The organism is Microcoleus sp. PH2017_35_SFW_U_B (genome assembly GCF_020737865.1).
Classification (GTDB): Bacteria; Cyanobacteriota; Cyanobacteriia; order Cyanobacteriales; family Microcoleaceae; genus Microcoleus.
In genome coordinates this window covers 24593-45703 of record NZ_JAEQDE010000027.1, presented here as the reverse complement: position 1 = coordinate 45703, position 21111 = coordinate 24593, and the positions used below count along the sequence as shown (strand labels likewise).

The following is a 21111-nucleotide window of genomic DNA, read 5'->3' as shown; positions in this document are numbered from 1 at the left end:
CGTTAAGTTGACACCAATGGGCACTGCCGTGTCCTTTCCTCGTAACCCCACAAACCTCAACCAAAACTGTCAACAACATAGATAGAACTCTCCGTGCCACCTAGCAGAATCAAAGTGCTATCATCGCCACCTAAATCTCGACTACCCGCAATTCCTCGATTCAAAATTTGAATCAGTTTTTGAGGACTAAACGATTCCAATTCTACATAATTACCTAATTCCAACCACTGCAATTCCTCAGCAGATAAATCTTGGCGAATCTCTGGTCGCAATTTCACAGCATCTCGTGCATTTTTTTCGGAACTCAAAACAAACATACTGCTGCCACCCGCCAGAATTTGCTTTGGTAACAATCCAATATCAATAATTATCGCACTGTTATCTGGGAACCAATTAGGACTCGTGCGTAGCTGGTTAACTAAACCAATTCCTTTGGGACTGCAATCGTGCAAAGCGTACACTTTTAAGTCGGGATTGCGGCGCAGCATTTCCATCGTTGTATCGAAGATACTTTGAGGATATCCGGTAACACTGAGGACTGCACAGTTGTTTTCAAAGTGAAAATAGTTGGCGATTAAGAATTGGGCAATTTCCGGGCGATCGCACACCAGCAATCTATCGAAACTGTAAGCGCTGACATCAGGACTGACGGTGACATTTGCATTTGTATCGCGGGGAGGTGGTAGCATTTTAGTCATAGAATTAATGGTTGTCCAAGTATTAATCCAACCTTGAAACTGATTTGACTCAATCGTAAAGTCTTGACTATTTGCAGGTTTATTTTCATTTTTTAATCCACCCAAATAGATAGATGTTATTCCGATAATGCAGCTTGCTAAAAACAGCGAAAAGGAACTTGATAACAGATTAAAACCAATTCCGAATACCAGAACTATTACTCCCCTAATTTGCAAATTTTTTGCAAATTTCTGGCGTTGTTGATACAGATACTTGCTAGAACGGCTAGCAGTAAAAGTTTTTGCAATCAATAAACTATTAATCGCAAACATTATGAGACTCCAAGCTATACTCGATTCAGGAAATAGAATCAATGTGCAGAAAAGAGCCAAGATACCCGAAACTATATTAATAATTAGGTATCCGGGGATTGTGTGGGACATATCATCAATTATTGGTTTCGATCGCTTGTCTAAAAGGTAAAATAACTGTTTAGGGGTAAAAAACAGCGTATCGTTAACCGAAATATCTGCGATCGCCTTGGCAAACATCGGGTCAGTTATTTTGACACCAGTCATTGCAGTCGGTTCAAAAGCAAACTTATGGCCGCACTTGAGACAGCGGCCGCGCCACGCTGTGCGGTCTTTTAACTTGTTTTCAGTTCCACATTTGATGCACTTCATAAAAGTCTCCTATTGATTATTCAAAAAACTTGATTTGCTAGCAAAATGCTGTAATCTTCTCTTTGGCGAATTAGGCGATGTTGGCTATTTTCTAACAGCACTTCCGCAGGTTTTGGGCGGTGCAAAAAGTGCGACGACATGGCATAGCCGTAAGCGCCAACATCCAAAATACCAAGGATTTCGCCAATAGTCAAAGCCGGAAGTTGACAGTTTTTCCCCAAATAATCTCGCGAATAAGTCGTATTGCCACAAACATCAGTAAAATGTAGAGCATCCCGACAATTCCAGGTACAAATTTCTCGATAACCACCATGAACCGACGGTACTGAAAGATTAGCAACAGTCGTATCTACACCGACAATTTGTTTAGCTTCCTGCCATTTTGTGGAAACAACTTGAGCCAGCAAAGTAGCACATCCTGCTACAGCGGCTCTTCCAGGTTCAATTATTAATTCAATTGCGCGGTCTAATTGACTAATTCTACTGGTCAATTCTGCCCCAAATAGTTCCCAATCAAAGGCTGTACCGCCACTGTGGTAAGGATAGCCAAAGCCCCCGCCAAAGTCGAGATATTCCCAATCTGGCAATTGCTGGGCTGCGGCAATTATGGTATCAATTACTTGAGTAAAGGCTGCGGTAGAATTGGTGCCGGTACCGCGATAGAAATGTAAGCCACTCAGCTTTAATCCGGCTGTTTTGGCGATCGCAATTGCTGCGGGAAATTCGGGCGATCGCACTCCAATGCGACTTTCCCCCGTTAATTCGGGCAAATTCAGCCTCAAACCCAGACTGGGCGGTTCTAAAGCCTGCTGGTTTTCCCTGAGAGATTGGTACACTTCGCAGCACAACTGCAACTGGCTAAGACTGTCGAAATTCAAAGTTTTGACACCCCATTTGAGAACTTGTTCCATCTCATCTCGGTGCAAATTACTGCCACTATAAACAATATTTTTGGGTGCAAAACCTGCCTGAATTCCTAAATAAATATCTCCCGGTGTATTGGCGTGCAATCCCCACCCGCTATCCCGAAAAATTTGCAGCAGGGCGATGCTACCATTGGTGACGCTGGCAAAACAAAATTGAGTTCGCGGATAGTCGATCGCCTTAGTAATGCGGGCAATAGTTCGGCGCAAAATATCGCTTTGATAAACGTACAGCGGCGAACCGTAGGTGGCTAATAACTCTTGGGCTATGGCAAGAGTGAAAGGCGGTTGTTTGATGATTGATTTGCGATCGGTAATTGTTTGCATAAGTGTAAAGTATGTATTTAGTCTCGCGTTGCGCGGACTTGGTTTGTGTAGACGCGGTTTCAACCGCCGAGTCATCAAGGGAGTAGCTTTCATTCTCCCCACCGCTGACGGTAATTCCAAACCTGTCGAGGCAACCAAAAGGGATGATTCCAAGATTTATTTTTCACATTTTTACCTAATATTTGCGATCGCCAATTTTGCCACATCACCAACAGCCAAATCATCTCGCCAATGCGTCGGCCTTGAATTCCGGCTGCGAATTTGCCGGACATAATTTGAGCCGCTAAATCTGGTTTCCAGTGTTTCTCCGATCGCAACACGGCAGGATTCAACCAATCGCCGATGTCATGCCAAAATTCATTAAAACACCACGAAGTTAAGGGCACGCCCATACCGCGCTTTTCCCGCCACACTATGTCCGCAGGTAGCCAATTTTCTACCGCCCGTTTGAGGATGTATTTCTCGCAAGCACCTCGCAAACACAGTTCTCCCGACAGTTGAAATGTCCAGTCTGTGAGGGCAAAATCACAAAAGGGCGATCGCACTTTCAGACCAAAAGCCAAAGCCAAATTAGCAGCCCGCGGATGGATGTTCTGCGCGCCTTTCAGCATCAAACCCGCGCGGCGGAGGCGGTGCAGCAAAGACGCGCCCACAGAAGGATTAAGAGCCTCTAACAGCCAATTTTGAGGCTGCAAATCCTGAATTTGAGTGTAAATTTCCGGCTGATAAACTTTAGATTCGTATCCCCAAAGGCGGTGAAAAGTTCGCAAATATTGCAAGGCAAAAGTTTGGTCTCCGGCGGGATTTGCTGCTTGATAAACAGCCGCTGCAATCAGGGGTTTATTCGTCCAGCCTGCAAATAACTGATCGCCACCTTCGCCGTTAAAAACGATCGCACATTCTTGACTCGCAGCCTCATTTAACAGGTACAGCGGGACTGTAACTCCGTCACCAAAGGGCAAATCTAAAGCTTTCACCGCAGAATGCAAGACTTGTTTAATCCGATGTGGCCTAGCATCTACTTTTACCAAGGGAATGTTCAGCGAATCGGCAACTTTTTGGGCCCAAGGATATTCAGGAATTCCGGCCTCGCCGAAGTCGAGAGTATAAGCGCGGACTTTGACTCCGGCTTTGACTAATAAGGCTGCGACTACTGAGGAATCTAAACCGCCTGATAGAAATACTCCGACATTTTCATTACTATTTATATCAGAAATTTGACGTTCTACAGCATTTTTAAGTAAGTTTTGTAATTGTGTTATTGCTTCTGCTTCGTCTTGTATTTTTTCTGAACTTTCTCGCCATTCTAACAAGCATTTGGATGGATTGTTCAGAATGACACCGCTCTCTCGATCGCACTCCCATGTCAATTCGGTTCCGGCGGGAACTGCGAACACATTTTCTACAGGAGTTAAGGGAGTTGGAACGTAGGAAAAACAGCTATAACCGTACAAACTTGGAATGCTGATATCTGGTTTTTTGCAAATATTTAACAGCAGTTGTAAACTCGATGCAAACCAAATACTCTGCCCGATTTGCGTCCAGTAAAGTGTTACTCGCCCAAAGGGTTCTCGTCCCAAAATTAGGCAATTTTTGCGGACGTTTGCCCAGGCATCAGGTAACAGCAAACCGTTGGATGATGGATAAGTCGATAGCCCAGATGCTGAGAGGGCAGCGATTTGCCAAGTTTTAGCGCTTTTTTGGGTTGGCAAGTGCTGCGGGCGATCCTCTTCGAGGGCTTCGCTAACGCACTCCGTACTGACAACATTCCAAATTGGGTAATTTTCGTCGCCTGTGGTGGCGAAACTGGACAAATTATCGACTTTTTGGACTGGGATTTCTGTTGCAGATTGGCTAACTATTTTGGCTAGCAGTGCTTCCAATTTATCGCGGGAATCGCTGCCCCAGTATCCTATAAATTGACGCTTTTTGTTTATTTTTACCATGTTAAAATGAATCCATAGGCGAGTTTTTGATGATTATTTAACTTCAAAGGATGTACTGCCGATCGCCCGACTTTCAAGAAACATTTTAACTTGCCACTTTCCGGTAGCAGCAGCAGCACCAATTTTGTAACGACATTGAGTATTCCAAATGGATTTGTCGATTTCGCGAGTTTGATAGCGGTTTTGTTTGACAACTTGACCGCTGGGATCGATCCAATCGCAGGATATCGATAGTTTTTTGCCTAATGGTGCGTCTTTTAAGGTAGTACGGTAAAAGATTTCGGGATTGTTTTGGCGGGAAATAACAGTCAAATTGCCGCCATCATCCTGCACCGAAGTTATGCGATTTTGTTGCATTGAAACGCGGGCGATCGCTTGTTCATTTTGGTAAATGTAGAATCCGGTAATTGCGATCGGTACCACCCCAACTACCACCGCTAACAATCCAAAAATCCACCGATTGCGTTGCTGCTTTGCCAGTGCCTCCCGACGCTGTAACTGGATTAAAGCCTCATCTAGCAACTCAGTCGGCAAGCCCAATTCCTGCAAAACTTGTGTGACTTCTTCGGAACTAAGTTCAGCCTCCCGGACGTTAGAAAGGCGTTCTACTTCAGCTACTATTTGCGTTAATTGAATTTGAGTCAGTCGATTTTCCATATATTAAGAAGCTGTAGGATTTTTTCATGAATGTGGTTTACTAACACCTGTCAATTAACATTATGAAACAGGCTGAGCTTCAAGTCAATTCATAAACATCATAATTTTGAACTCATAAAAGTCATAATTAATCGTTGGCGCTGTTGAATTTTGTTCGGAATTTCCCCAACCAATTGCTAAACTGAGCTTGTAGTGCGATTAAGAGCCCGATAGCTACGCGCACGCGTACTTTTGCCTAAAATGAACAACAGCCTAATCGAGTCCAATCCGATAAACACCCACTGGGATTGCCCTGAGTGCGGTGGCACAGGTACTGTCAACGGAGAAACTTGCTCCGAATGTCTCGGAGCAAAATACATTGATATTGATGCGCTAACTAGCTGGATGCTCGATTTTATGGAATCTCGCGGCTGCAATCCTGATGAAATCGACCAATTGCGAACCGAAAACCCAGATGCGCTGACATTAACATTTTGCCTCGAACTTTGTATCGCCCTTAAATAAACAACGATATCAAGTCTGCTTAATTGCTTATAAATCATTTACGGGCATCGGCCAAAGAGGGCATCGGCCAAAGAGGGCAAACAGTCGGAAAAAACGCACTCTACAAGTTGATTTAACTGAAACGAAATAATGCCCAATTCCCTATTCCCTATTCCCAATGTCCTATTCCCTAGATTCAGTGTCCCTGCACGGGATGTTGCCCGTAATAAGGCAAAGCATCCCACCAATCAGGGCGACTTCCTTGTTTCCACTCCAAATAAGCCAAATCCAAGACGCCAGAAACCGACGCACCCAACTCGCTGCCAACTTCAATCAACTGATAGGAATTTTCCCTACTTTCGAGCTTTTCCTGCCAAGACTCCGCGGTCATTACCGCATCTGAAAACAACTCAGTTACACCAGAATTACTGTTAACTGCATAAACAGCCCCAAACAATTGCCCCCGCTGTGCAGGCATTTGCAGCGCAATATCCTGAGTTGACATAGATTTTTTACTGATATCATAAGCAACAGCCGCCAAAGTTGAAATAGTAAAAACCGGAATATTCAACTGTTGAGCCAAAGTCCGCGCCGTCACCATACCCATGCGAGTCCCCGTAAAACCTCCGGGCCCCTTTGCTACTGCAATAAAAGCCAAATCTGCCCAAGTTTGCGGCGCGATAAACTCTACTAAATACTGGTGTAAATCCGTTGCTAAACTGCGGCCCAAATTCCAAGTTTGGCAGCGATTATCGCCGGAAAAATTGCTGATTGCTAAACCTAATTCGGGTGTTGAGGTGTGCAACGCTAAGCCGTATTTTTTAACTAATGTTCCGTCTTGGGGATTGCTATTCACGATTACTGATAATTTTCCTTCACAAAAAACAGCGGCAATGCCACAACCAAGCAACCCAATAGAATGCCAAATATTCCCGTGTTTAAAATCCTTGAATTGCCCATGCCACCAGTTATCAAAAACAGCACTACCAAACTTGCAAATAAATTCTTGTTCGCAAATTCTTTGTCTTGAGAAACTTGATGTTTGACAACCATAAAACCGGATGCAACTATAAGCGCGAACCAAGAATTAAAAATGACTATTTGAGAGCCAAAGATAAACCAAACTAAAGCAAACATGAGCGAATCGAGCCAGAAATCCTGAGTTTTCAACTTCGGAAGCCAAAATTCTTGGGTAACAACTGGGGCGATTTTCTTGGCTAATTGATTGTGTTGCAGCCGCAGGAGTTTGTTTTTTAATTGAATTTTGGGATCGATTTGCAATACTTCCTTCCACTCGGGGACGCGAGAATTGTTTACTCTTCCCAACAGCTTAATGGCTGTGACTTTATTTAACTGCAAAGCGGTGAGTTTGGTGGCAATTATTTGGGATAAGTGGGGATAGTGAACGGGATTGTCTTCGGTTCTGTTGATGACGATATTGAGCTTTTGCTTGGCTTGACTGATTTGGATTGTAACATTGTACGGGGCGATCGCCTCTTGTAAAGCTTGCTGAATTTCGGCTTGCTGTTCCCGACCCAAAAGCGCAGGTGCCGGGGCCAGTGCAGGCTTCGATTCTGCGCTTGTTTCCGGCGCATCCAGCACGGGCTGCGCGTCTAAATAGACCGGCTTGGGGTTCAACTGCCGGATGACTGCGGATGCTGAATTGTAGCGCCGGTTGGTGGCACTTTGGAGCATCGTGTCGAGGATGCGGCCGAAATCGTCGCTAACAGCACTCTTCAAATAATTGCGCCAAGCCCAGGAATCTTCGGCGCCCTCGAACAAGTCGAAGGGAGGAATGTGAGTCAGCAAGTGAATGCAAGTAACACCCAAACTGTAGATATCGCTAGCAAAAACTGCTTTTCCCATCAATTGTTCTGGGGCTGTATAAGCAGCGCTGCCGATAATTGTACCAGTTTGTGGCAATCCGGTTGCTGTTACTTTCTTTGCTGCACCAAAGTCTACTAAAACTATATCTTTTTGGAAAGGAGAGGGTTGATAGGAATTTTCTAAGGCGGGTAAAGGGGCGGGAGATAGGCGGCGGCGAATGATATTTTCTGGTTTGATATCGCGGTGAATAACTTTGGATTTGTGAACGAAGTGGATTACGGGCAATAAATCGTTGAGGATTTGTCGAATTTGGGTTTCGGTGAATGCTCCTTTTTGTTCTAATTCTTGAGCTAAATTTTTGCCGTCTATAAATTCTTGTACTAAATATTGTCTTCCCTCTTGTTCAAAATGCGCGATTAATTCGGGAATTTGGGGATGTTTTCCCAAGGTTTCTAGCTGGGCTGCTTCTTGGTGGAAGAGTTGGGCGGCTTTTTCGGCTGCGGTGTTTTGCGGGAAAAATTGCTTGATGACGCACTGCCCAAAAGTCTGGGGTTTGGTTTCATCAACTGCTAGGAAAGTTCTGCCGAAGCCTCCTTGCGCGATCGGCTTTATGGTACGGTAGCGAGATGCTGATGGCGATTGTTCGTTAGTTAACAACAATTTTGAGCCGCAACTTTGGCAAAATTCTGCATCACCGGGGTTTTGCGGATTCTGACAAGTTGGGTTTAAGCAATAGGACATTTGATTTTAGATTTTGGATTTTAGATTTTAGATTTAGGAATGGGGAATTGGGAATTGGGAATTGGGAATTGGGCATCGGGCATCGGACATCGGACATCGGGAATTGGGAATTGGGAATTGGGAATTGGGCATCGGGCATCGGACATCGGACATCGGGAATTGGAACTAAAAAATACCAACTGTTAACGAAGAGGGCGGGCACGGGGGCACTGCCCCTACCACAGGTCAAATGTCTACGGTCTACTAACAACTAATAACTAATAACTAACAACTAACAACTGTCAACTGTCAACTGTCAACTGTCAACTGTCAACTGACTCAAGTCGGGACGAGTTCGCCCGGCCGCAATTTTGCCCATTTGCCGGTCTCTTGTTTGAAACTTTGACACCCGACTACATCCCATTCCATTTCTACTTCGTCTTGACGGGGGCGGATGTTGACGTTGATGGTGGGTTCTACGGGGTCGAAATCGGGTGTTTCGGTGAGGTGGATTTGTTCGTGCTGTCCTTCTACGGCGTGGTATGTGAAGCAGCGGTCTACATAGTGGCAGTTAATACAAATACACATTCTTGATATCCTCTGTGCATTTCAAAAAGATTGGTGAATTTTGAGCTTTCTGTTAATCTAGCGTAGCAAGAGTTTTATTGTTTGTAAGGAAAGTAGATTTTTGTTGCGATGCCGATGAATTTGCCACCTGCGTTATCTCCTGAGACTTGGCCGTTCGATTTGGAACTGCTGACACCGCCTGTTTATTTGGTGGGCGGCGCGGTGCGGGATGCGCTGCTGGGCCGCCGATCGCACTATTTTGATTTGGATTTCGTTATGTTAGCACGGGCAGTGAAAACTGCTAGAAAAATTGCCGATCGCACGAAAGGCGGATTTGTGTTGTTGGATGCGGAACGACAGATTGCGCGGGTGGTGTTTGCGGGCGGTACGGTGGATTTTGCACAGGCTTTCGGGGGGAGTCTGGAGGAGGATTTGCACCGCCGCGATTTTCGGATAAATGCGATCGCCTGCAATCCTTTTACCGGAGAAATCATCGATCCTTTGGACGGTCAAACTGATTTGCGGTTGGGTTTGCTGCGGATGATTTCGCGATCGAATTTAGAGGACGATCCGCTGAGGTTATTAAGAGCTTACCGCCAAGCAGCACAGTTGGGTTTTGCGATCGAACCGGAAACTTTGCAGGCGATTCGGGAATTGGCGCCGTTGTTGAGTCGGGTGGCGGTGGAACGGGTGCGGACAGAATTGGGTTATTTGTTGAGCAATAATAACGGTGTTCCTTGGATTTGTAAGGGTTGCGAAGATGGGTTGTTTTCGATTTGGTTTGAAAGTGCGATCGACCGTTTCGATATCTTGACAAAAATTGACTCGTGTGCTGCTGATTTGGCGGCAATTTACCCGGAGTTGGAGAGAGAGTTTGGGCGATCGATTCGAGATACAATTAAAACGCCGTTGTTGGCGATCGGGAAGTTGGCTGTTTTGGCAAATTCTGACCCGACAATCGCTGAAACCGAGTTGCTGCGGTTGAAGTACAGCAATGCAGAGATTAAAAGTGCGATCGAGCTTTTGAAATATTTGCCACAACTTCAAGCACAACCGATTGCAGAAATGTCCTTACGAGAACAGTATTTCTTGTTTCGCGACGTGGGAATAGTATTTCCAATTTTAGCAGTTTTAGCCATGGCAGCGGGAATTGCGGTTGAGGAGATTGCACTGTTAATTAATCGCTATCTCGATGTCGGTGATATAGTCGCCCATCCCACACAATTAGTGAGCGGCAATGAGTTAATGGAATCTTTGAATATTCCCAGAAGTCCGCGCATCGGTCAATTGTTAATGGAGATTCAATTAGCGCGGGTGGAAGGGAGAATTGCGACTCGCGAAGATGCCCTGAAATTGGCGTCAGACTTTGTTGCGGTACAGCCAGATTTGATATAAATACAAATCCCTAAAATGTATAGCGGTTATCAGAAAGATTAGGTACGTTGTTGGGCTTTAGCCCTCTGACTGCCGCATACAAAATACGACTTTGAAACCTCGTTGACTCCTAAATTCGCCTCGGCAGATTAAAGATGAGGTATGAGGTACGTTGTTGGGCTAAAGCCCTCTTACTACCGCATACAAAATACGACTTTCAAACCTCGTTTATCCCTGAGACAGCCTAGTTTGTTGAGGATAAGTTTAAACCGCCGATTTATCTTTGAGCTCCGTGCTGTTTGAGTAACTTAACAATCTCCGGAGTGGATGATTTGTAAGCAATACTTAAAGCAGTTGCACCATTTTTGTTTCGAGCGTTTACATCCGCACCCTTTGCAAGAAACAACTTTACTAATGCAGGTTTTAATTGCGGAGAGATACCAGTATTGAATTGCACAATTCTCATCAACAGAGTAGTATTATCGTAAGGATCTGGAGCGTTGACATCAGCACCGCGATCGATCAATAATTTTACAATCTCGATATTTCGACCGGAGACAGCGCTGTACAGTAAACCTGATGGTACTTGGGGTTTATTCTTGAGAAGTAATTCAATTATCTCTTGCTTCTTTTTTTCAGACTCAAACCTATTGATTACAGAAAAAAAGGTGTTATCATTCACCTTGGCGCCTCGCTCGATCAAGGCTTTCATTGCTTGAGAATTGCCGCTTTCTGCTGCGATGTTGAGTGCTGTTTGTCCGTATTCGCTGCGATCGATCGCCTCCATGTCTGCACCGCTGGCGATTAAAAGGTCGATCGCCCCGCTACCCCGTCCAGCAGCCGCCGCGTGCAGGGGCGTTTGTCCTGATTTGTCGAGAGCCCTTACATCCAATCCTTTTTGGAGAAACAACTGTACAATTGCCTGATTTGGGCCAAAAGCAGCCGCGTGTAACAGTGTTTGGTTTAAATAAGTCTTGAAATGGATATCTGCATTTTTTGCCAAGAGATTTTCGACTGCTGCGCGATCGCCCGTGTAAGCAGCACTAAACAGCAAAATGTTGATATTATCTATTTTCGGCAATTCCCATTCATCTAACATATCCCCAATTCTCACCCGATCGCCCTGCCAATGCACAGACACAAGTTGCACCATGTCAACACTTGTACCATTCAACTCTTTTCCAGCCGCATCCAACAGAAATACATCGCAGGGGGCATCGCTTCCTCCACCGGGCATAGAAAACAGCATCGGATATCTGAGAATCGCGATCGAATATTTGCCATCAGGACTAAATTCGGCCGTGCGAATACCCAATTTCATAATTTGTCGGGGGGCAACGGAGAGGATAATTAACAAGCCTAAAATACCAAGACAGCCAAAACGAAAGAAACGCATAATTATCTTAAGGTAGCTTATGCGATCGACTATAGCAGTGCTAAATGAGTCGTAAAGTTTTTTACCCCACCCCAACCCTCCCCTTATTAAGGGGAGGGAGTAAGAAATTTACAAATGATTTAGGATTGCTATATAACTTTTAACCTATGTCGGTCGATCGCACTTTGGGAATTAGCAAACAACGATCGCGATCGCACCTGCAAATCTTTCAGCAGCATGGTGACGCCAGATAGAGCGACTTTTGGACGATCGGCAAAATTTACTGCAAGCTAGACTAGAGTTGTAATGGTCGTTCTCGATCGACAATTTACAACAACTCAGGAAAAAACATTCATCCAGCAAAGCCCGGGAATTCCCGTTGGAGCTTGTGCTGGTTGTTCCCTTCGTGTTACTACTGAGTTACGAAACTTCCGCATATCCTCGGCGAGGAACTAAGCTTTTCCCAAGTCTGAGCAATTGCTGCATTCCTATCCGCTGTTTCCGTTAAACTTTGGTCAGGAACCCAACTCTAAAGAGATTGGGCTTGCAAGAGAAATCAAGTAAGCCATTCTGACCAGCCTAAGTCTTCACTGACTACGTTATTTGGGTCACGACACCCTGTGGATGCGACGCCAGTCTCCTGCTCTGTCGCTAGTGGTTAAACAGTTTTAAGGTCACTGAAACAGTGCTGCTAGCCCAACAAGCCCTTATAACATTGGCGAGGCGAACATTACCCCGCAAGGGAGGCTCCACAAGAGCAAACATTATGCGTACAGGGTTGCAAGGTTTGAAACGGTAACTGTCCCGTTGAAAGTGCATTACAAAAGTACACCAAACCAAGCAACTCCAAGGCGGTAATGGCAAGAAAGATTCAAGGCGGTTGAAACCGCCCGGGTTGTTTCCCTCTCAGGTCTAAAGACTCTGAGTTTCTCACTTACCGAATAGTTTGATGATTTTTGAGCGCCTTGAAATACTACAGCCAACATCCTAACGCTTTCTCGATCGACTATCTCAACGACTTACGAGGAGCAATTCTCGCCTCACCTTACTTTGCAACCAACAACCTCAACCGCGATTTCATCGGCACAAAAGGCTTTTCCGTGGTATTTGGGCGCGCTCAAATCGCCGAAGTCGAGCGCCGATTCCCGTTGTTCAAACCCTATCTAGACCAAGCATTACAGCCGGAATGCAACGCTTTTTACCTCAATCCCCTGCTTCTAGGCGAAGGTTCCCGCGTCGATCCGCATATCGATCGATCTTTGCGATCGTACTGCAAAACGGTTGAACCTCCCGCCGCCGTCAGCGTTTTGTACGTACAAGTTCCCCCAAATTTGCAAGGCGGAGAATTGATACTCCGGCGCAACAAACAGCAAGTCGGACAGATTAAGCCACAAGTCAATTCACTGATCTATTTTCAAGGAGATTTGACACACTCAGTCAACGCCGTAAAAAGTAGCGGGACTCGCTTAAGTTTGGTTTGCGAACAGTACAGTTTGAGCGCCACAGAATTACAAGATATTCCCGGATTTACAATCGAGTCTCGGGCCGCGAAAGCAAAGAATAAGTGAAGTTTATTCGATAATTGATATCTGATCCAGTGAATGAATCAAAATGCTTGTAGGGGCGGGTTAACCAACAATTTATGGCTCAAACCAACAATCTCATAAACCCGCCCCCACCACGCGACAAAATTAGCTCGCGCGCAATTCAACGGACATGAAATGAGCTAGTAGCTAGTAGGGTGCGTCAGCTTTGAACTCTCAATTATTGACAAAATAACCCGCTGCTGACACACCCTACAACTCAAATTCTGCCGTTATGTGCGATCGGGCGATCGCCACCTTGGAAAAAAAACTAAAATTCTGTAGCCTACGATACATTTATTTTCTTAATGATTGTTTACAATTTCCAAGTGTAGATTGTGTACTCTCCATAATTCCCCAAAACCCTAAACAAGTGCGTTGTTTGGTGGACAGCGATTTATCGATCGTCGAACCATTAAAAACCATAAGTAGTTTTGACCAGAATTCATAGGAATTAACTCGCACAAAATTTTTGAGCTTACCAGGGTGAAAATTAGCCAGCAAATCTGTGCAGCGCCGACATCTACGATGTTGACTCAAATTAGTACAGTCTCCAGTCATCTATTTGCTTGCTAATAATCGAAATCCAACCGCATCTATGGAACACCGGATTCTCACCAACACCGACGGCGAAGAGATTCCGCCTCGCTCCTCCAATCTTTGAGAGCCAGCCAAACAAGGCATTCTCCAAAAAGTTAGGTCAGACTAAAAATGTTGGTAAATCCAACATATTCGTCAACGGTTAGAATTGCACTAACCTATATTTTTTCACAGCTACTCGTCCTTAATTCGCATAAAAATAACCATGAGTGGAAACGAATCGCGCATTCAAGCAATTTCTCAAATCGTCAACCGCCAAATAACTCCTGCAAAGCCTCCCAAGCGGTTAGAAGAAATGTGGGCAACAGACGTGTTTAGTCTGAGCAAAATGCAAGAAAGCCTGCCCAAAAGCATTTTTAAATCAGTCAAAAATACCATTCAAACAGGTACAACACTCGATCCTTCCGTAGCCGATGTAGTTGCAGTAGCAATGAAAGATTGGGCTATTTCCAAAGGAGCCCTCTACTACGCCCACGTATTCTATCCACTAACAAATAGCACCGCCGAAAAACACGACGGTTTCATCTCCGTCCAAAGCGACGGCTCCGTCATCTCAGAATTTGCAGGTAAACTGCTAGTACAAGGCGAACCCGACGGTTCATCCTTCCCCAACGGTGGCATTCGCTCCACCGCAGCAGCTCGCGGATACACAGCCTGGGATGTCACCAGCCCCGCCTATGTCATGGAAACAGACAACGGCATGACATTGTGCATTCCCACTGTTTTCATCTCCTGGACAGGTGAAGCCCTAGACAAGAAAACCCCGCTTTTGCGCTCCATTGCTGCCATGAACAAAGCAGCAACCAGAGTCTTAAAACTGCTAGGAAATACCGAAGTCGCTCCCGTAAATTCCAGTTGCGGTGCCGAGCAAGAATACTTCCTGATCGATTCCAACTTCGCCAACAGCCGCCCCGATTTGTTATTAGCAGGTCGCACCCTGTTTGGCAAGCCTCCTGCCAAAGGTCAGCAATTTGACGACCACTATTTTGGAGCAATTCCAGAGCGCGTTCAAGTCTTCATGCAAGAAGTAGAAGAAAGAATGTACCGCCTGGGAATTCCTGCCAAAACTCGCCACAACGAAGTAGCACCAGGTCAGTTTGAAATTGCACCCTTTTTTGAAGCAGCAAACGTCGCCAGCGACCACCAACAATTAACCATGACAATTCTCCGCAACACCGCGAAGAAACATGGTTTTATGTGCTTGCTGCACGAGAAGCCTTTCGCAGGAATCAACGGTTCCGGCAAACACGTCAACTGGTCAGTCGGTAACGCCACCCAAGGCAACTTATTAGATCCAGGCGATACACCACACTCCAACATACAGTTCCTAGTTTTCTGCGGCGCTGTAATTCGCGGCGTTCACAAATACGGCCCCTTGTTGCGCGCCGTAGTTGCAACTGCTAGCAACGACCACCGCTTGGGCGCCAATGAAGCTCCGCCAGCAATTATCTCTGTCTATTTGGGATCCCAATTAGAAGATATCTTCGATCAAATTAGCAAGGGGGGTATTAAGGATTCCCAAGGTCGCGGAATCATGAATTTAGGCGTAGAAACACTGCCTGTTTTCGTCAAAGATGCCGGCGACAGAAACCGGACTTCGCCCTTTGCCTTTACTGGAAACCGCTTTGAATTCCGCGCAGTAGGTTCGGGTCAATCTGTTTCCGGCCCGCTGGTCGCGATGAATACAATTCTCGCAGATTCTTTGGACTGGGTTGCTAACAAATTAGAAAGCGCTTTGACCAACGGAACTGACTTGAATGCTGCCATCCAAACACTCTTGAAAGAAGTGATGGACGAGCACGGCGCTGTGGTATTTGGCGGCAACGGCTATTCTGAAGAATGGCACAAAATGGCCGTTGAAGAACGCGGTTTAGCTAACTTGCGGACTACCGCTGATGCTTTGCCCGTATTGAAGGCAGAATACATTGAGGACTTGTTTGAAAAGACAGGTGTTCTCACTCCGGTTGAATTGGAAAGCCGTTTTGATGTGTATGCAGAGCAGTATATACTGGCTATTGAAGTCGAAGCAAAATTGGTCGGCAGCATTTCCAAAACAATGATTTATCCGGCAGCGGTGAGATATTTGTCGGATCTTTCTAACACAATTGCTGGCTTGAAAGAGATTGGCATTGAATTAGAAAAGGCAACTGCTCAACAAGTCGCGACGCTGGTTAAGTCGATGATGGATACTGCGAGCAAGTTGAGTGATGCTTTGAGCAAGCACGATTTTGCTACAACTGAAGAGCATATGCAGTATGCTTCGCAAACCATTCGTCCTTTGATGGATGAGGTTCGTCAGTATGCTGATGCTTTGGAAGCTGAAGTGGCTGATGATTTGTGGCCGCTTCCTACTTATCAAGAAATGCTGTTTGTTAAGTAAGCTGTTGGGCATCTAAATTGTATTTTTGGGGCGGGCTTTCTGGCCCACCCCACAAGACTTTTCTTAAACTTGACTATACAATTTCAATGCACTTGTGCTTAATCGCAAACCTGGTTAATTTCTGGTGAGATTTGTGGGGACACGGCAATGCCGTGTCCCTACAATATTATTTTCGGGTAGGGACACGGCACTGCCGTCTCCTTTGATGTTATGGTTAAAAACTTTATTTTAATCAACGCCCTACAGTTGCTATCAACCGGATTTCAGCGCTCCCGGCAAACAGGCAAAGCAGGCTTCGATCGCTGCGGAACTTGAGCCATTTGATTGTATGCTACAAGCGTTACTTGTCCATCAGCATTTATCACCCAACCTTGAGCGGGAATCACTGGCTGGGGCTGAATTTCTATTTCTGCTTTTGTACCCTGTAGATTCTGACTGCTACCGACGGCCGGTTCCACCCAACTAAACAGGGTAGAATCGCTGCTGAGCAAATCATTTGGGTTCGCAGGTATTCCTCCTTTACCAGTAATAGTAAACTCACTTCCCGCCCCTTGAGTGCAAGGATTAGCTACAATTAACGCCTCTGGAGAGATAACATTTTGTGGCAATTCTACCAATCCTTGAGCCGGATTGACACCAGAAGTGCTAAACGTTACTGCCCCTTGCAAAGCCGGGCCAGCCTGTTGCGAAATAGCCGCGATGTCGCTAGTGGGAATTAAAGAAGTTGGATTCACTTGTAAGTTAGCAAATTCAGCATCAGTCAATCCTAAAGTGCTTCTAGCTGCTTCGCGATTAATGCTCGTAAAACCAAATATATTCGGGACATTCACCGCAACTTGTCCGCCCCTGGCTGTGCGAGCATTGGCTGTAATATCACTATTTTCTCGCGGGAGGGCTAACAAAATATCGCTATTAATTCTGATGTTGCCGCCATCAGAATTACCTGCATCGGTGGTAATTCTGCTATTGCGCCGCAACTGGATGGATCGCGATCGCAGATTAATATTTGCCCCAGTACCAGATACGGTTGTACCATCAATGCTGGCTTTGTTATCCAGGGCGATCGCATCAGCAACAACGTTGATATTGCCAGCGCGTCCCGATCCAATACTTGCCACATTGACCGTTGCCCCATCCCTAATAATCAATTGATTAACATTCAGATTCAACGAGCCCGCATTCCCCGTAGCGTTGGGATTGACAAAACTAAACGCCCTGCCAGCCGAAGCCTCAATTCTACTGCTGAACCGACCGTTATTCCCACTGCCTTGGACTTCTGTGCGATCGGCATTAATTGTAATATCTCCCGCATCTGCTGCACTCAAAGAAGCCGCAGTAATAATGCCCCCATCCCGCACAGTGAGTACAGGCGTAGAGAGGCGGATATCTCCACCCCGGCCAGAGCTTGTAGTTTGAGTGCCAAGAACACTCGGTGCGAAGCCCGCATTCCCCCCTGTCAAAACTCCAGACACGCCGCTCACTTCGATCGAGTCTGAAGCTCTGATAGTTAAAGTTCCTCCTGGCCCCCCACCGGTAGAAAACACATTTTCACCAATAATCGTACCCGTCGATAAAGTAATTACAGCTCCATTAGAAACAGTCAGCCGCTTAGTGTCGATCGTAATATCCCCAGCTTTCCCCTTTCCATCGAAAGAGCTAGTAGCCAGAGTAGTTTGCCCCGTACCTCCACCCAGACTCCCCGACAATTCTACAGATTCATTCGTTTTAATCGCGATATTCCCCGATGCTCCATCACTACGGCTGATGCCGATCAGACTGGCTCCATCGCGCATGATTAACCGTTGTGCGTCAACAGTGATACTTCCGCCTTGGCCGGTACTTCCACGAGTTGTGCCGCTGTTGAGCACTGAACCGATCAATTCGACGGTGTTAGCACGGATATTCAGATTTCCGGCATTTGCAGCAGTAAAGGTACTGGTACCGCCCAGTGCCCCATCGCGCAGCAGCAGCCGAGGAGTGTCAATGTTAATATTTCCAGCGGCTCCACTACCAGCAGTACCAGCACTCAGCATAATTTGCGGGTCAAAAGGGTTGAACGCTCCAGAGGCTAGATATTGGCTATAAACCCGCTGATAGCCTTCAATTCCCAGCCCGCTCATTTCTACTGAGTCAGTAGCGTGGATGTTTAAATTGTTCCCCTTCCCATCTCCGAGTGTGGCGCTGAGAATTTGCGACCCTTTATCTACTCGCAAGTTTTGGGCATTAATATCAATACTTCTGCCATCAAGATTTCCGAGTGTTAGGCTATAAATTCCTGAACTACTGACGGTGACATTAGAACCTCTGATGTCAATTTTTCCACCGCCTAATCCGCTGGTATTTATCAATGCACCGTTCATTTCAATGTTGCCAAAGTTCTGAATATTGCTGTAGTTTAAATTCAGACCTAAAGCTGTTGGTTCAAATTGCACTAAACCTGGAGTTTTCACACTTCCTAATAATATTTGTCCGGTATAAGCTGTTAAATTGCCGCCGTTTAGTTGAATGTCTCCACCAATTAAGGCTAAAGTTTGACCGGGGTCTACGGCTAAACCAAGTTTGTTAGAAACAGGAACCTCTATCGGTAGTGGTGGTAAGCTTGGTGTTGGGCCAATTGCTTGGGAAGTGTTGACAATTGTACCGGGATTGTCTCGAAATCTCAAGCCCACAGGAATATTAATCGCTAATAACGGCACGGCGCTGGGGTTCGCGCTGCTAAATTCAAAGCCGTTATTAAAAACAATACTATCAGCGGTTGAACCGATAAATGAGCCGCGTAAATCTAATCGAGCATTGGGGCCGAAGATAATTCCTTTCGGATTGAGTAAGAATAAGTTGGCGTTTCCTTGTACTCCTAATGTTCCTAAAATATTGGAAGAATTGCTACCTGTGACGCGGGTAAAAATGTTAGCAATGCCGTTAGGATTGGCAAAATATGCGCCTCTACCTTCACCGACGTTGAATTCGCGGAAACTGTGAAATAAGCTAGAACCGCGACTTGCACCGCCTTCTATGCGGTCTGATGGTAGGTTATTGATGCTGTCGGAGACTGTGCGGGAGTTTTCAGTTGCTAAAGTGCGATCGGGGATGATTTGAGCAATTGTGGCAGTGGGAAATAGCAATAAGAAAGCAAAAAATAGAGTAGAAGATAGGCGGGGCATTGTTTAACCTCTCTTAGAAGTTACGCTGCTGAATAAAATTGGACGATCGACATTAGATATCTGGCGAAAAACTAATCTCGAACAGGCTTTCCGGCCTGTTGCACAAGAATTATACCAGATGTCTAATTGTATTTTTCAATCAGCCGATCGCCCAAACTCAAATTCCCTCATCAATCAAACGATTTGTTTGCTCGCGGGTTCCCCCGTACCAGGAGGTACTACTGAATCGCCAAAAGCAATCCGCAGAAAAGGCGGAGCCAAGAAAGTCGTCAGAATCACCATGATAATAATCGAGACTTCCAACGGCTTATCCAACACCCCACTCGCCGAACCAATTCCGGCAAAAACCAAACCGACTTCGCCCCGAGGAATCATCCCAACTCCGATCGCCAATCGATTGATTCCGGGCACACCAAACACCACCCAACCTGTAACAATTTTGCCAATAATCGCCACCACAATCAAGAAAGCCGCAATCAAAAGGCCCGCCCGATTATCCGGCACTGCTGGGTTCAAAACTCGCAAATCGGCCCTAGCTCCCACTGTCACAAAAAAGATGGGGACAATGACATCTGAGATGGGTTTCACCAATTCATCCAACTCTGTGCGCGCATCGCTTTTATCCAACACCAAACCAGCCGCAAACGCACCCAAAATCGCTTCCAGATGAATTGCGTTGCCCAGAAATGCCATGAATAAGGCGAAAATAAAGGCCGGGATAATAATATTGCCGCGAGTTTTGAGTTGGCCCACCACCGCCGAGAAGGTTTTGTCGAAGACACCGCCCAACAGAATCGAACCTAACAGAAATACAGTGGCACTGACAATCAAATAGATGACATTAACAACATCAATTTCACCCGTTTTGGCTAAGCTAGCGACAACAGCTAGGACAATAATTCCCAGCACATCATCAATCACCGCCGCACCGACAATAATTTGACCTTCTTTAGATGTCAGTTGTCCTAAATCAGACAACACTTTCGAGGTAATTCCGATGCTGGTTGCTGTCAAAGCCGCACCTGCAAAAATTGCCGGAATTGCTGGAGTGTGGAAAATTACCATCAAGCCAACAGTACCTGCGGCAAAGGGAACAGCCACGCCTACACAGGCGACAACGACGGCTTGAACTCCGACTTGTTTTAGTTGATTGAGATCGGACTCTAAGCCAATTTCAAACAGCAGAATAATTACGCCTAATTCGCCCAGCACAGAAATGATTTCACTCTGCGACTCAAAGACACTGGTAAGGGCGGCAGGGGATAGATGGTTGAGCGATTGTAGAACACTCATAATCCCGGAGTCTGAAGCTGACAGCCCGCTTTCGGAAAAAACGATCAGGTGTAAAGCAGACACCCCGACAATTACCCCTGCTACCAATTCACCCAATACGGGCGGTAAATCGAAGTTTCTCGCTACTTCTGCGCCGAATTTACTGGCGATATAAATCACTACTAAACTGAGCAAAACTCCGCTGAGGACGATCGGCGAATTTTCGGGATCGACTGTTGCTAGCAAAGGTATGGGAGCAATTAGCGGTGCTATCCCTGAACTGAAAGCTGTAATTGTATGGTTCACAAACATGAGTGATGTGATGGTAATAAAGATGATTCTACGCTGATTGATGATTGAATTTATGAAGTGTAGTAGGGACACGGCGCCGTGCCCATAGGTGTCAACTTATGACTACAACCCTTGATAAGTCTCGTTTTTACCTGAGTCCAGATCCCCCTAAATCCCCCTTAAGAAGGGGGACTTTGAGAAGACTCCTGTCCCCCCCTTCTTAAGGGGGGTTAGGGGGGATCTGGCTTTAATCGTCAAACAATA

Annotated in this window: 15 protein-coding genes; 5 read left to right on the top strand and 10 right to left on the bottom strand. The window is 45.8% G+C overall.

The window, feature by feature from the left end; translation table 11 throughout:
• Positions 1–56: 56 nt before the first annotated feature.
• The 4 genes from JGK36_RS05940 to JGK36_RS05925 are packed head-to-tail and all read right to left on the bottom strand — an operon-like array spanning position 57 to position 5214.
• On the bottom strand, positions 57–1361 hold the full coding sequence (locus JGK36_RS05940; protein WP_293176932.1) for a hypothetical protein: 1305 nt from the start codon (positions 1359–1361) through the stop codon (positions 57–59).
• A 20-nt stretch (positions 1362–1381) separates the two neighbouring features.
• Positions 1382–2704: a decarboxylase gene (locus tag JGK36_RS05935; RefSeq protein WP_366055332.1), complete on the bottom strand. Its 1323-nt coding sequence runs from the start codon at positions 2702–2704 to the stop codon at positions 1382–1384.
• A complete protein-coding gene (locus JGK36_RS05930) occupies positions 2701–4557 on the bottom strand; it encodes an asparagine synthetase B (RefSeq protein WP_293176930.1) in 1857 nt (618 codons plus the stop codon). The genes JGK36_RS05935 and JGK36_RS05930 overlap by 4 nt, the downstream gene beginning before the upstream one ends.
• A gap of 33 nt (positions 4558–4590) precedes the next feature.
• On the bottom strand, positions 4591–5214 hold the full coding sequence (locus JGK36_RS05925; RefSeq protein ID WP_293176929.1) for a DUF3859 domain-containing protein: 624 nt from the start codon (positions 5212–5214) through the stop codon (positions 4591–4593).
• A gap of 240 nt (positions 5215–5454) precedes the next feature.
• On the opposite strand from JGK36_RS05925, the gene JGK36_RS05920 reads away from it, so the two are divergent.
• Positions 5455–5718, top strand: a complete 264-nt coding sequence (locus JGK36_RS05920) for a hypothetical protein (protein ID WP_293176928.1) — start codon at positions 5455–5457, stop codon at positions 5716–5718.
• Positions 5719–5893: 175 nt separating this feature from the next.
• On the opposite strand, the gene tsaB is transcribed toward JGK36_RS05920, so the two are convergent.
• Together tsaB and JGK36_RS05910 are read right to left on the bottom strand one after the other, a co-directional pair.
• The gene (gene tsaB / locus JGK36_RS05915; RefSeq protein WP_293176926.1) at positions 5894–6553 is read right to left on the bottom strand and encodes a tRNA (adenosine(37)-N6)-threonylcarbamoyltransferase complex dimerization subunit type 1 TsaB; all 660 of its coding nucleotides are present in this window, start codon (positions 6551–6553) and stop codon (positions 5894–5896) included.
• A gap of 2 nt (positions 6554–6555) precedes the next feature.
• Complete coding sequence (locus JGK36_RS05910; protein ID WP_293176924.1) at positions 6556–8265, bottom strand: serine/threonine-protein kinase; 1710 nt, start codon at positions 8263–8265, stop codon at positions 6556–6558.
• A 39-nt stretch (positions 8266–8304) separates the two neighbouring features.
• Here JGK36_RS05910 and JGK36_RS05905 point away from each other — a divergent pair, with 39 nt between their 5' ends.
• A complete protein-coding gene (locus tag JGK36_RS05905; protein ID WP_293176922.1) occupies positions 8305–8451 on the top strand; it encodes a hypothetical protein in 147 nt (48 codons plus the stop codon).
• Positions 8452–8583: 132 nt separating this feature from the next.
• On the opposite strand, the gene JGK36_RS05900 is transcribed toward JGK36_RS05905, so the two are convergent.
• Positions 8584–8832: a Ycf34 family protein gene (locus tag JGK36_RS05900; RefSeq protein ID WP_293146353.1), complete on the bottom strand. Its 249-nt coding sequence runs from the start codon at positions 8830–8832 to the stop codon at positions 8584–8586.
• Between the two features lie 108 nt (positions 8833–8940).
• On the opposite strand from JGK36_RS05900, the gene JGK36_RS05895 reads away from it, so the two are divergent.
• Positions 8941–10206 carry a CCA tRNA nucleotidyltransferase gene (locus JGK36_RS05895; RefSeq protein WP_293176920.1) on the top strand — a complete coding sequence of 422 codons (1266 nt, stop codon included), beginning with the start codon at positions 8941–8943 and terminating at the stop codon, positions 10204–10206.
• Between the two features lie 256 nt (positions 10207–10462).
• On the opposite strand, the gene JGK36_RS05890 is transcribed toward JGK36_RS05895, so the two are convergent.
• Positions 10463–11581, bottom strand: coding sequence for an ankyrin repeat domain-containing protein (locus JGK36_RS05890; protein WP_293196523.1), 1119 nt, complete (start codon positions 11579–11581; stop codon positions 10463–10465).
• A gap of 935 nt (positions 11582–12516) precedes the next feature.
• Between JGK36_RS05890 and JGK36_RS05885 the strand changes: the two genes are divergently transcribed.
• Both JGK36_RS05885 and JGK36_RS05880 read left to right on the top strand, forming a co-directional pair.
• Positions 12517–13128, top strand: a complete 612-nt coding sequence (locus JGK36_RS05885) for a 2OG-Fe(II) oxygenase (RefSeq protein ID WP_293176916.1) — start codon at positions 12517–12519, stop codon at positions 13126–13128.
• Positions 13129–13948: 820 nt separating this feature from the next.
• Positions 13949–16123, top strand: coding sequence for a glutamine synthetase III (locus JGK36_RS05880; RefSeq protein WP_293192063.1), 2175 nt, complete (start codon positions 13949–13951; stop codon positions 16121–16123).
• A gap of 263 nt (positions 16124–16386) precedes the next feature.
• On the opposite strand, the gene JGK36_RS05875 is transcribed toward JGK36_RS05880, so the two are convergent.
• Both JGK36_RS05875 and JGK36_RS05870 read right to left on the bottom strand, forming a co-directional pair.
• A complete protein-coding gene (locus JGK36_RS05875; protein ID WP_293192065.1) occupies positions 16387–19284 on the bottom strand; it encodes an S-layer family protein in 2898 nt (965 codons plus the stop codon).
• A gap of 174 nt (positions 19285–19458) precedes the next feature.
• Positions 19459–20868 (bottom strand): cation:proton antiporter, encoded by a 1410-nt coding sequence (locus tag JGK36_RS05870; protein WP_293176910.1) that lies wholly within the window; start codon positions 20866–20868, stop codon positions 19459–19461.
• Positions 20869–21111: the final 243 nt, after the last annotated feature.